Genomic DNA, 12,382 nt, shown 5'->3' on the forward strand with positions numbered 1-12,382 from the left:
CCAACTAGCATTATCGTAAATTTCAAAAACCTAAATAAGTAAGCATATAAAATTTACTTCCGAAAACCAAAGGGAGAAAGTGATGCATTTTGCCATTGTAGGCGCTGGATTCACCGGCGCAGTATTAGCAAATGAACTCGCGAAGGCCGGGCACAACGTCACCGTTTATGAAATACGGCCACATGTTGCCGGAAATTGTTACTCAGAGCGAGATGAAAAAACAGGCATTCTACTCCACAAATACGGCCCGCATATCTTTCATACAGACAATGAAGAAGTCTGGAATTATGTGAATCAATTCACTGACTTTATGCCATATGTGAATCGCGTTAAAACAACATCGCAAGGTAATGTTTATTCCTTGCCCATCAACCTACTCACAATAAACCAGTATTTTGGTAAGACTTTAAGTCCGAAGGAAGCGAACGATTTCATAAAATCACTAGCAGATGGCGAGATTGATGAGCCTCAAACCTTCGAAGAACAGGCTATGAAGTTTGTAGGTAAAGACTTGTACGAAGCTTTTTTTAAGGGCTACACGCTCAAACAATGGGGTAGAAGCCCAAAAGAGTTACCGGCCAGCATACTAAAACGTTTACCAGTACGTTTTAATTACGACGACAATTATTTTAATCACAAGTACCAAGGGATGCCAAAAAATGGTTATACTCCAATTGTAGAAAGGCTATTAGATCACGCAAATATAACATTGCATCTTAATACACCGTTTAGTTCCGAAAATAAAGTATCTGTTGACCACGTTTTTTACACCGGCCCAATCGATGCTTGGTTTAATTATAATGCCGGGAGATTAGGGTACCGCACTTTAGATTTTGTTAGGGAAGACCATGAAGGAGATTACCAAGGTTGTGCTGTTATGAATTATGCAGATGAAAAAGTTCCTTATACCCGAATAAGTGAGCACAAGCATTTTTCGCCATGGGAAGAGCAAGAACGCACAGTTATTTTCAAAGAATATAGTAGGAAGTGCGAGGAGGGTGACATCCCCTACTACCCTATCCGCCTTGTTAATGAAAAAACGATGCTGAATGCCTACATCGGAAAAGCTAAAAAAGAAAAAAATGTAAGCTTTATGGGGAGGCTAGGAACATACCGTTATCTTGATATGGATGTCACCATTGCGGAGGCTCTAGATGCAAGCCGAAAAACTCTAGACTGCGTGAACAAAAATAAACCCATCCCAGTTTTTTTTGTGAATCCATTATAAATGTTCCGCGCTTTTAAAGACAAACTGGCTAATACAACCGAAAAAAGAACATTGACATCGAATATCTTTTCGTTAGGTATATTGCAGGGAGCAAATTACCTCCTGCCGTTGTTGACTATCCCCTACTTGGTACGAGTGCTTGGGCCTGAATATTTCGGACTTGTTGCCTTTGCTACCGCCACGATCGGTTATTTCTCGATAATCACCGATTACGGCTTTAATCTTTCAGCTACCCGTCTGATATCCATTCATCGAAACAACCAAGTGAAAATAAATCAGATTTTTAACGCGGTGATGCAAATAAAAGCATTCCTAATGCTTTTAAGTTTTGTATTTTTGCTTATTCTAATTCGCACCTTTGAAAAATTTTCCGACCACTGGGAGCTTTATCTTTTAACGTTTGGGGTGGTGCTAGGTCAAGTGCTCTTTCCTGTTTGGCTATTTCAGGGAATGGAGCGGATGAAATACATTGCTTATGTCAATATTGCAGCAAAGGCATTCTTTACAGTTTTTATATTTTTATTTGTTCGTAATAAAGACGATATTCTCTTTGTGCCGACATTGACATCGTTAGGCTTTATAGTTGCGGGAGTTTGGTCTTTGCACGTAGCGAGAAGAGAATTTGGGATAAGCTTTGCTCCCCAATCTTGGAGAGAAATCCGATTTCAGTTAATTGACGGGTGGCATGTTTTTATATCTAGCATATCAATAAGCTTATATACAATTTCGACAACTTTCATATTGGGTATTTTTACTAACAATATTATAGTTGGTTATTTTTCCGCGGCAGACAAAATTATACAAGCGGTAAAGGGTATTTATAAGCCATTTTCACAGGCGATTTTTCCATTGATTAGCAAAAAAATACAGTCTGATAGACAGGAAGGACTCTTCTTTGCGCATAATTTCGCTAAGTTGGCCGGCGGCGCGATGCTAATAATGTCCTTAGCTCTATTTTCGATGGCAGAAATTATTGTAAATCTACTGCTTGGGGAGCAATATCAGCAGTCCGTAGCGCTGCTGAAAATAATGGCATTTTTGCCTTTCATCGTAACTATGAGCAATATATATGGCGTCCAAATTATGCTCAATTTAGGTTATAAAAAGGCATTTACGCGTATTCTGATTATAGCCGCATTAGTTGGGGTAATGTTAAGTTTAATCTTGGTGCCAGTTTATGAGGATATAGGTACTTCTGTTACGTTATTAATAGTTGAATCTATGGTTACGATTTTTATGTTTCTATACTTGAAGTTTTGGCAGGAGGAAAAATGTTAGAGCTAATTAAGAGTGATACGGTTTTTTATGTAGTTGCTCCGGCTAATGCCGCAACCGGAGGGCCAGAACTTTTACATCAGCTAGCATCCAAGTTGCGGAAAGCCGGAAAGAGAGTATATATGTTTTATACGCCAAGTGACCATCCGGAACCAGTTCACGAAAATTATAGACAATACGGAATTGATTTTGTTCGAAGCGTCCCAGATGAGTCGGATAATTTGTTAATTGTGCCTGAGGTCGAAACTAAAATTTTAGAGAGATATCAGAGGGTTAAGAAAGTAATATGGTGGCTCAGCGTAGATAATTATTTTAGAAACCTACCTGGCTTGAAGGGAAAGATAAATCGGTTTTTTCTTAAAAAAATGGGTTCTCAAAAATATCTGTTTTTTAACGAAAATGTAAAAAATGCAGACTCTCATCTGGCTCAGTCGAGATATGCGATGGATTTTCTAAAAGAAAAAGGAATAAATAAATCCGATTATTTGTCCGATTATTTGCATCATTCATTTTTGAGTGAGGGTTCAAGTTTAAATGATAAGAAAAATATTGTCGCATATAATCCTAAAAAGGGTGTAAATTTCACTAGAAAGTTAGTAGATGCGGCACCTCATATCGAGTTTGTTGCTATAGAAAATATGAGCAGGGAACAAGTTGTAGATCTCTTGAGATCGGCTAAGGTCTATATTGATTTCGGTTTTCACCCGGGAAAGGACAGAATACCACGTGAAGCAGCCTTTTTGGGGTGTTGTGTCATCGTTAGTAAAAGAGGTTCTGCGTGCTACTATGATGATGTTCCAGTTCCTTCAGAATTTAAATTCACGGACTCCACTAAAAATATATCTCGAATAATTTCAAAAATTGATGAATGTTTTTTCGATTTTGAAAGAAATCATGATAAGTTCAATGATTATCGGTCAGCTATAAAGGACCAAGAAATAGACTTTGACCGCCAAGTTAATCGTTTATTTGTTGGGAAACCCGATAACGTTTAAGTATTGCAAAGCACCGACGGTATCCTTCGTTATTTTTGAACGTCTATCTATTTTTTTGCTTACCTTGATAGAGTCTGTGAACTTGATAGCGATTTTGTGATTTTTTTCTATGTTTGATTAACGCGTATTATTATGAAAGTTCGATAGCAATGGCCACATACAACGGTGGCCAATTTTTATATGAGCAACTCCAAAGCTTTCTGGCTCAAACTCGTCTACCGGATGAGCTAATCATCACTGACGACTGTTCGAGCGATACAACAGAGGAAATTGTTAAGGAGTTTGCCAAATCGGCTCCGTTCGCTGTGGAATTTCATCGTAATGAAAGAAAACTCGGTTACTGTGGCAATTTCAATGCAGCCTCATGAAAACCACGGGAGAGCTTGTATTCCTTAGCGACCAAGATGATGCTTGGTTTCCGAATAAAATTGAATACATGCAGGGTATTGCAGAGCAGAATCCAAATGCGTTAGTTTTGATGAACGATGCGGCGCTCACGGACGGCCACTTAAACGAGGTTGGCCTGACTAAGATCGGACAAATTCAGTCCGCAGGCTTTCGAATGGAAGATTTTGTGATGGGGTGCTGCTGCGCAGTTAGACGTGAGCTTTTAGATATATGCATGCCTATCCCAATGGGTTTTAGGGCGCATGACAATTGGTTAGTGGAGATTGCTGAAGGATTAGACGCAAAATTAGTGGAAAGAAGGGTTCTTCAGTACTATCGCCGCCATGAAGCCAATGAATCCCAGTTTGCTGCGAATAGCATAACGCGGGTTTCTAGAATAGGTGCTTTCTTTCATTCAGCAAAAAAGATTTTTGATCCGGAAGTCGCTTTAATCGAACAAAGAAAAATTGAGCAACTTAAAATATTTTCGAAAGGAATTGATAATATAAAGAAAAACGCGCCCCGTGAATTTACCACTAAGTTGTGTAGACTCCGGAAAGCTGTTGCGATGCGCTCTAACTGGATGGAGAAACGCGTAGAAATACGTCAAAGAAGCATAGTTCCTAGAACAGTATCTGTGATTCGACTTTTGAAGAGGGGTGAATACGCTACTTATGGCGGATTTAAAGCTTTTTTAAGGGATCTTGTGGGTTGAAACGGTGAGTCCTCAACTCTGAGTGAAGTACTCGGTTTAGTGAACGCCCGATGAGATTTTCTAAATACGTTTGATCAGACGGATAAACACCTTCAAAGACTGCTTTAACCCTGAGTTTAGATAATAAGCGCCGCACTTGGTCGTAACCAGGTGGAGGAAAGACGGCCGTTGCCGGTACCCTCATTCGCTTTACCGACCAAAGTGAAGCGCAAATGGGATACCGACAACTGACCCAGGCACAACAATACCAGATCTCAGCCCTGCTGACGGTAGGGCGAAGTCAACGACAGGTTGCGGAGACGCTGAGATGTCACTACATGACGATCAGCAGAGAGATAAAGCGCAATAGCGGTGCCAGGGGATATGACGCCGATCAGGCACAGTGACATAGTGAACAGCGACGCACATTAGCCTATAAGGCTCACAAGCGGGCATCGTCACTCATTCACTAGGTCAGCGGTCTGATTCGCAAACACTGGAGTCCGGATCAGATTGTCGGTGTGGTGTCTCGAATGGGCAGCGGAATCCGAGTCAGTCGGCAATGGATTTACGAGCTGATTCACAGAGACGGGAGTTCTGGTGGCGATCTTTGGGCGTTTTGCCGTCAGCCCAGGTCCCGCCGTGATCAACGCGAGAAAGCCAATCAGGCAGGGCTGGGTAAAATGCCAAACCGCACCAGTATTGAACAGCGCCCGGCGGAGGTCTAGACCTGACTCACCATCGGTCATTGGGAAGGCGATACAGTCCTTCACGAACACAAGCAGTCCGGCATTACGGCCCTGGCAGAGCGCCAGCGAATGGTGGAGGCACTTCGTATGGCAACCTACTTCTGCGATCCATATTGCTCAGGACAGGGTGGGACCAGTGAGAATACTAACGGGTTGATACGCCAGTACTACCCCAAAGGCACGGGCTTCTCGAAGCTGAATCAGTCCGCTCTCAACCAAACGGTTGATGAACTGAACAACCGGCCCAGAAGACGACTGGAATATCGCACACCGGCAGAGGTATTCTGGAGCGAATACTCAGGCGCCCTCAAGACAGGTGGTGCTGTACTTATTACTTGAACTCAGGACTTAACCTATTAGAAATCCCGTGTTGAACTAAAACTGATGGTGTCTTTTGGCTGAATTGGCCTTGAGTATTTTATAGTAAACTGTTGTGAAATTGACATCTAACAGAGATATACCTGGCGGAGTCACTTCTGGTTACCAAAGAATAAAGCGCTTATAATATTTTACAGATGTGTTGCGTATCGCTTTTCCTCGGCTGACCATTAACTGATACTTTAAAGAGAAAATTATCAATTGAAGAATGTTGCTTTTGTTACGCATGAAAATATAGAGAAAACGCCGGTGTGTAAGGCTATGTTTGTCGATGTTGGTCGTAGCCTCAGAAATGAGGGCTTCAATGTTACGATCCTTTCGGCTTCAGATGGAGTAGCGAGCGCTCCCGAGGTTGATAGTGCAGGTGTAAATTATGAGTACTTTATCCGTCGTTCCTATGGAAAGTTTTCATTTTCTGCGTTGAGATCAATGCTTGGCGCTTATGGAAAATTTATCTCACTGGTGAGAGCCTCTGACATTGTATTTTTTAGGTCTTACCCTACAATTTTGTTTTTCGGATTTATTGCCAAAATCTTCGGAAAGAAAGTAATATTCGATACAAGAGGCCTTTTTTTCGAGGAGTTAATCGATTCAGGTAAGGTTCGCTCCCAGTATTTGATCAAGCCACTGTGGGTATTAGAAAAATATCTTCTCCTAATCTCTAATGTCGTTATCTGTGTCACTGACTCCCAAAAAGATTACTATTTGAACGTTTTACGGGGCGCAGGGTCTAAAATGGTTGTGATTCCTAATTGCGCCCCAGTTAATTCTATTATTGAAGATAAAAGTAAATCCAGTAAATTAGAGTTGGTATACGTTGGGTCGTTGGTTAAATGGCACTCTCCGCAGTTAGTCAAAGAAATTTGTCTAGAGCTCGGTCGAATTGGGACGCCATATACCTGACTGTTTTAACTACGGATTTGACTCGGGCAGAATCTCTATTTGTCGATTTGGGAAATAACGTTCTCATACGGTCTCATAATTTTAGAGAGCAACCCATAAGGTTTGACTACGGCTTCTGTCTAATTTCAGGCGGATTGAGCAAAAAGGTCTGTTTTCCCGTGAAGTTCTTGGAGTACATTCAATCCGGTACTAAAGTGATTAATTCCGCCAATGTAGATGTGACAAAAAAAATAATAGAAGACACTGGCTTCGGAATCAATATAGATCTTGAAGATTCAGCAAGTAGTATTGCAAAAAAAATAGTTAAGTCGTATCACGCGTGTCCTAATAAGATTCCTTTGATGGAAGATAAATATAGCTTTGATTCACAAGTTCTCCAAGTCAAGTGTTTGATACACCATTCAACGTAATTCCAGAGCTTTAAGATTCCATGACCAATTTTATTATTGGTATCTTAACGCGTCTTGTGACGCTGTCGTCGGTAATGCTCAGTTTTTTGGGCGGCAGTTTTAAGTGTAAATCATACGCGATTGTTTCTGATTATCGCTTGATGGCTCCAGTTTTCAAATTCCTGCTTTAGCTCCCCGAGATTCGACCTTGCTTATTCTAAAAAAACGCATACCAAAAATTTCTAGGTCTGGCTCCCAAATACTACTAGTATTTATTGGTTTTCTTTTATTGTTTAGATTTGTGCTTCCTTTTGGCGATGAGCCTGATTTTTTCTACCGAGCTGAAAAGCTTTTGAATGCAGCGCATAGTCAGTTTTCTCCTTATTATCTTCTTGCGCCTGCGTTTGATGCTTTGTATTTAATTAAAGGCTGTAAAATAAATTCCGATGTTCTATCCTTTTGGTCGTATACGGGTGATAAAGAATGTGTTGAGCCATTTGGTCAAGCTCTCATAAGGTTCTCTATTACTCTTTTTATTTGCTTGCCTCTTATTTTTGTTTTGGTTTTTCGACGGTTTTTTTATAAGTTTTTCCGTCTCTTGGGATGGGCAGCTGATTCTGAAGACTGGGGCCGAAGGGCAGACGTACTCTCATTGAGCCTTCTGTTTCCTGGATTGATTTTTTATATTGGTGTGCTTGCTGAGGAGCAGCTTGTTCTTGTTCTTTCACTCCTCATCTTTCTTGCTTGGAGGTCGAAATTTTTTGTTTGTTTTCTGCTAATTGGTATCTTTTCGTTAGACTTGGGCAACGGGATAGTTGTCTTGGTCTTTATTCTCACGGCTATCTTTTTTCAAGTGGTTGACAGGGTAGTTGGTTTAAGAGGTGTTGCGATTCTCATTCTATTGATGTTCGGTTTTTCTTTGTTTGTCGGCTACACACTACTCAGTCACTTTGAAAGTGTGGCCTTGGTGGGACAAAAGGCGTCTTCGATTAGCGCAAAAGCTAGTTCAATTGGAGAAGAAATTCGGGGGAAATATCCAGTTATACTAAGGCCCATTATTACTTTTATGACGGGAGTTTTTATGACACCCTCTGGCGTCAAGGCTATACCGGCCTATGTCATTTCATTTTTAGGTCTTATTATAGTCTTTCGGCGGATAATGGTCTGCATTTCCGATCGGAGTCGCAGGTATGATAATGGAATGAATTGCGAAAATTCACAGTTTAGGTCGGCATGTGTGGATGCCCTTGCGGCGATTGCTATTATAGGCTGCTTTGTGTTTGTCCTTCCCGATTATGCTAATGCTAAATATTATATATTCTTGGTTCCTTTTTTGTTTTATGTTTCGAGTTTTGTGGTTTGCAGGCATAAGATTCTGATTTTCAATGCTGTTCTTAGTGTTACTGTTTTGATTAATCTTTCATTGTATCGAATATAGTGCAATTTTTTAATTGGCTTACAGTGGCGCCTTTGATTTATGCTTTTGTGTTAAATTCGGTTTTAAAGGTGTGTCACTGAATTGCGTTTTTTGTTTCTTCTTAAATATATCATGTGAAGTGATTGTTGAATTAAGAAAATGGTGGTTTTAAGAGAATTAAGGCGCTTAGCTGCTTGGTGTGAGCGTTTTTTATGATTATTCCGATAGTCGGAATAATTTTAATTTGATATTTATTAGGGTCGTGCTTTGAGAGTATTCATTTCAATGGTTTCGCATGGTCACGGAAAGTTAATTGATAAATTAGCTGTGGCTTCCAAGCTCTCAGAAAGTAATTCTGTCGAGGTGATAATTCGGGACAATGTAGGTGAGAAATGCCTAGAAGATTTTTGTCGTTCGTCTAATATAGTCTACGCACGAAACTATACTGCCTTAGGGTTTGGTGAGAATAATAATCTGAACTACAAATATTTTCGGAATAATTTCAGGGTTGGCGGTAATGATCTCTTTTTGGTTTTGAACCCTGACGTCATTATTACTATTGACGATATTTGGTCCGTTGGCGGGAGAATGGCGGATAAAGGTGCTCGTCTTGGTACTTGCAATTTGTTTCTGGATGATAGCTTCAGTACTTATGATAATTCGATTCGAAGATTCCCCCGTTTTTTCGATTTTTTGAAGTCTTACCTTTGTAAAAGTAACCCGACCATTATTGAAAAGTCTGCAATTACCGAGCCCGCCTTTGTGGACTGGGCAGCTGGCTCATTTCTTTTGTTCAGTTTTGAACTTTATAATGCCCTCGCTGGTTTTGATACAGGCTACTTTATGTACTGTGAGGACATAGATATTTGTTGCAGAGCGAAGTCGTTTGGAGAGCCGGGGGTGCTTTATGTCCCGGAAGCTCATGCGATTCACATGGCCAAACGAGATAGTCGTAGAATCTTGTCGAAACATTTTTTTTGGCATTTGCGCAGCATGTTTAGATATCTAATTAAAAATTCAGGTCGAGTTTAAAATTCCGTGGTTTCTTTTTTCAAGCTTCTATTAATTCGTCGGAGTCTATTTTGTTAAGATTTTGGTTACAGGAGGAGCGGGCTTCATAGGCTCTGCAGTGGTTCGCTATCTTATCGATGAGACCGTCGCTTCGGTTTGTAATGCTGATAAATTGGCGTATTCCGGAAATCTAGACCCTCTGGCTTCTGTTTCAAGTTCACCTCGTTATTCGTTTGTTTGTGAAGATATTTGCAGTGGTCCCGCTTTAGATAACGTTTTCGAAAAGCTTCAGCCGATGCACGTAATGCATTCGACTGCTGAAAGCCACGTGGATCGATCAATCGATGGTTCTGGTTCCTTCATTGAGAGTAACATTGTTGGTACCTATCAATTACTGGACGCCGCACGTCGCTATTGGAGCTGCCTGTCGGAGGACTTGCGTCGAAGTTTTCGATTTCACCATATTTCTACGGATGAAGTTTATGGAGAGCTAGAAAGCGAAGGAGGTCTCTTCACAGAGGCTACTCGATATGCGCCTAGCTCACCATATTCAGCCTCTAAGGCGAATTCTGATCATCTCGTGAGAGCTTGGTTCAGGACCTATAACTTTCCAACTTTTTTCACCAACTGCTCGAACAACTACGGCTCTTATCATTTTCCCGAGAAGTTAATTCCTCACTCGATTCTGAATGCTTTGAGTGAGAAGCCGCTGCCCGTTTATGGAGATGTGAGCCAGATTTGTGATTGGTTGTATGTTGAAGATCACGCGAGGGCCTTGGTCAAGGTTTTGACGAACGGTCAGGTTGGCGAAACCTATAATATCGGCGGTCTTAATGAAAAACGGAACATTGACGTGGTTCAGGGTGTTTGCGATCTGCTGGAAGAGTTGGCACCTGATATGCCTGAAGGTGTTTTTGCATACCGAGACCTTATTTCCTTTGTAAGTGACCGGCTCGGCCATGACCTTCGGTATGCCATTGATGCCAGCAAGATTGAGGAGGAACGAGGCTGGAAACCACAGGAAACGTTTTCAACTGGTTTGCGCAAAACGCTCCAGTGGCATCTCCGTAATCGTGAATGGTGGAAAAGGGTTTTATCTGGAGAGTATCAGTTGATTCGGGTGGGCGATTCTGTTTAAACCATCTGATTGGAATGCGAGGGGTCGAATTTAGTAGATTCAAAGGGATTGTTCTGGCTGGAGGTTCTGGCACGAGGCTGCACCCAATTACCATGGGGATTTCGAAACAGCTTTTACCTGTTTACGACCAGCCGTTGGACTACTTGCCGTTTGTTTAACTGATGAATCGCGCTTATCTGATTCTGACGGGCTCCGGGGGAATTCAGGAGGAGGCTCCATCACTCGTGAAACCTGTTCTGGTTATGCGTGAAACCCCTGAACGGCCCGAAGCCATTGAGGCAGGCACTGTAGAGTTAGTTGGAACGAACGTTGAGCGAATTTGCGAAAAGGTAAGTATTTTGTTCAACGACGTTGACACCTACATGCGGATGAGTAGGGCGCATAACCCTTACGGTGATGATCAGGCTTGTCCGAGAATTTTAGACATTATTGGGGCTAAAGAGCTTCTGCAATTTTTATTCTTCATCCTTTGAAACTATTTAAAGTCAAGTCTTTTGAGTACTATCTCTTAATTTCGTAAGGCACTCTTTCTATGAAAAAAATAGCAGTAATCGGACTTGGGTATGTAGGCCTTCCTCTAGCAGTTGCCTTTGGTGAAAAGCGATCGGTGATAGGTTTTGACATCAATTCCAAACGGATAAGCGATCTGCGGGAAGGCATCGACACGACCCGGGAGTTAACGTTGCGGGAGTTGGCTGCGGCCAGCCGCTTGTCGTTTACAGACAGTCTGGGAGAGCTGGCGGATTGCTCGGTGTTTATTGTCACGGTGCCTACGCCCATTGATGAGTTTAACACGCCGGATCTGACCCCATTGGTTCGGGCGAGTGAGACAGTGGGTAAAGTGCTCAAGGTAGGGGACATTGTTATTTATGAATCCACTGTGTACCCGGGCGCCACTGAAGAGGTCTGTGTGCCGGTACTAGAACGGGTGTCTGGCCTGTCTTTTAACCAGGATTTCTACGCCGGTTACAGCCCGGAACGCATTAATCCGGGGGATAAAGAGCACAGGGTGACCACCATCGTAAAGGTGACTTCCGGCTCGACCCCGGAGGTGGCTGACGAAGTGGATGCCCTGTATGCGGATATTATTACCGCGGGTACGCACAAGGCCAGTTCAATCAAGGTTGCGGAGGCTGCCAAGGTTATTGAGAACACCCAGCGAGACCTGAACATTGCTCTGATGAACGAGCTGGCTATGATTTTTGCGCGTCTTGGGATTGACACCCATGAGGTACTGGCCGCTGCGGGAACCAAGTGGAATTTTCTGCCGTTCAAACCGGGCCTGGTGGGCGGGCACTGTATTGGTGTCGATCCCTATTATTTGACCCACAAGTCCGAAGCCATTGGTTACCATCCTGAGATTATTTTGGCGGGCCGGCGGGTCAATGACGGCATGGGACCTTATGTGGCTTCCGAGTTGGTAAAACACATGATCAAGGCCGGCCACGCCGTAGCGAATGCGCGGGTGCTAGTGATGGGGCTGACGTTTAAGGAGAATTGCCCGGATCTCCGCAACACTCGGGTTATTGATGTAGTCAGGGAATTGCAGGACTTCGGGTGCCAGGTTGATGTAACGGACTGCTGGGCCGATAACGCGGAAGCCCAGCAGGAATACGACATTTTCTTGGTGGAGGAGCTTATTCCCCAGCAGTACGAGGCCGTCGTGTTGGCTGTGCCTCACCGGGAGTATGCTGCCATGAGCACTGCGGACCTGCGCCAGCTTCTGAGCGCTGATGGGGTGCTATTTGACCTAAAAAGTGTACTGCCGCTTGGCGAGGCGGATCTCCGGCTCTAGGCGAGTGTCATTTGTCCGAGAAC

General features: G+C 42.7%; 12 protein-coding genes and 2 pseudogenes. All 14 read left to right on the forward strand.

Annotated features, from left to right (window positions below):
* Positions 1–82: 82 nt before the first annotated feature.
* Complete coding sequence (glf, locus tag AU14_RS12190; RefSeq protein WP_041341157.1) at positions 83–1,228, forward strand: UDP-galactopyranose mutase; 1,146 nt, start codon at positions 83–85, stop codon at positions 1,226–1,228.
* Complete coding sequence (locus AU14_RS12195; protein ID WP_041341160.1) at positions 1,229–2,506, forward strand: flippase; 1,278 nt, start codon at positions 1,229–1,231, stop codon at positions 2,504–2,506.
* Entirely contained in the window at positions 2,500–3,498 is a 999-nt protein-coding gene (locus AU14_RS12200; protein WP_041341162.1) for a hypothetical protein, read from the forward strand. Before AU14_RS12195 ends, AU14_RS12200 begins: the two co-directional genes overlap by 7 nt.
* 149 nt (positions 3,499–3,647) lie before the next feature.
* Complete coding sequence (locus tag AU14_RS23905; RefSeq protein WP_052472035.1) at positions 3,648–3,866, forward strand: glycosyltransferase; 219 nt, start codon at positions 3,648–3,650, stop codon at positions 3,864–3,866.
* Positions 3,863–4,600 carry a glycosyltransferase family protein gene (locus AU14_RS12205; protein WP_052472036.1) on the forward strand — a complete coding sequence of 246 codons (738 nt, stop codon included), beginning with the start codon at positions 3,863–3,865 and terminating at the stop codon, positions 4,598–4,600. The genes AU14_RS23905 and AU14_RS12205 overlap by 4 nt, the downstream gene beginning before the upstream one ends.
* Positions 4,601–4,812: 212 nt before the next feature.
* Positions 4,813–4,986 (forward strand): helix-turn-helix domain-containing protein, encoded by a 174-nt coding sequence (locus tag AU14_RS23910; RefSeq protein ID WP_094191212.1) that lies wholly within the window; start codon positions 4,813–4,815, stop codon positions 4,984–4,986.
* Between the two features lie 429 nt (positions 4,987–5,415).
* Positions 5,416–5,667, forward strand: coding sequence for an IS30 family transposase (locus AU14_RS19385; protein WP_148312745.1), 252 nt, complete (start codon positions 5,416–5,418; stop codon positions 5,665–5,667).
* A 240-nt stretch (positions 5,668–5,907) separates the two neighbouring features.
* Positions 5,908–6,609 carry a glycosyltransferase gene (locus tag AU14_RS12215; RefSeq protein WP_094191213.1) on the forward strand — a complete coding sequence of 234 codons (702 nt, stop codon included), beginning with the start codon at positions 5,908–5,910 and terminating at the stop codon, positions 6,607–6,609.
* A gap of 678 nt (positions 6,610–7,287) precedes the next feature.
* A complete protein-coding gene (locus AU14_RS12220; RefSeq protein ID WP_148312746.1) occupies positions 7,288–8,436 on the forward strand; it encodes a hypothetical protein in 1,149 nt (382 codons plus the stop codon).
* A 246-nt stretch (positions 8,437–8,682) separates the two neighbouring features.
* The gene (locus tag AU14_RS12225; protein WP_201773475.1) at positions 8,683–9,447 is read left to right on the forward strand and encodes a glycosyltransferase family protein; all 765 of its coding nucleotides are present in this window, start codon (positions 8,683–8,685) and stop codon (positions 9,445–9,447) included.
* Between the two features lie 58 nt (positions 9,448–9,505).
* Positions 9,506–10,564, forward strand: a complete 1,059-nt coding sequence (gene rfbB / locus AU14_RS12230) for a dTDP-glucose 4,6-dehydratase (protein WP_041341173.1) — start codon at positions 9,506–9,508, stop codon at positions 10,562–10,564.
* Between the two features lie 14 nt (positions 10,565–10,578).
* Positions 10,579–10,713 (forward strand): annotated as a pseudogene (locus tag AU14_RS23420) (sugar phosphate nucleotidyltransferase); the annotation flags it as partial.
* Positions 10,693–11,037 (forward strand): annotated as a pseudogene (locus AU14_RS19715) (UDP-N-acetylglucosamine 2-epimerase); the annotation flags it as partial. The pseudogenes AU14_RS23420 and AU14_RS19715, both read left to right, overlap by 21 nt.
* A gap of 59 nt (positions 11,038–11,096) precedes the next feature.
* Entirely contained in the window at positions 11,097–12,359 is a 1,263-nt protein-coding gene (gene tviB / locus AU14_RS12240) for a Vi polysaccharide biosynthesis UDP-N-acetylglucosamine C-6 dehydrogenase TviB (protein ID WP_041341178.1), read from the forward strand.
* Positions 12,360–12,382 lie beyond the last annotated feature (23 nt).

Origin of the sequence: Marinobacter similis, from assembly GCF_000830985.1 — a bacterium.
GTDB lineage: Bacteria > Pseudomonadota > Gammaproteobacteria > Pseudomonadales > Oleiphilaceae > Marinobacter > Marinobacter similis.

Coding starts and splice junctions, on each gene's coding strand:
- glf (WP_041341157.1), top strand. CDS start 83: ATGCATTTTGCCATTGTAGGCGCTGGATTCACCGGCGCAGTATTAGCA.
- AU14_RS12195 (WP_041341160.1), top strand. CDS start 1,229: ATGTTCCGCGCTTTTAAAGACAAACTGGCTAATACAACCGAAAAAAGA.
- AU14_RS12200 (WP_041341162.1), top strand. CDS start 2,500: ATGTTAGAGCTAATTAAGAGTGATACGGTTTTTTATGTAGTTGCTCCG.
- AU14_RS23905 (WP_052472035.1), top strand. CDS start 3,648: ATGGCCACATACAACGGTGGCCAATTTTTATATGAGCAACTCCAAAGC.
- AU14_RS12205 (WP_052472036.1), top strand. CDS start 3,863: ATGAAAACCACGGGAGAGCTTGTATTCCTTAGCGACCAAGATGATGCT.
- AU14_RS23910 (WP_094191212.1), top strand. CDS start 4,813: ATGGGATACCGACAACTGACCCAGGCACAACAATACCAGATCTCAGCC.
- AU14_RS19385 (WP_148312745.1), top strand. CDS start 5,416: ATGGCAACCTACTTCTGCGATCCATATTGCTCAGGACAGGGTGGGACC.
- tviB (WP_041341178.1), top strand. CDS start 11,097: ATGAAAAAAATAGCAGTAATCGGACTTGGGTATGTAGGCCTTCCTCTA.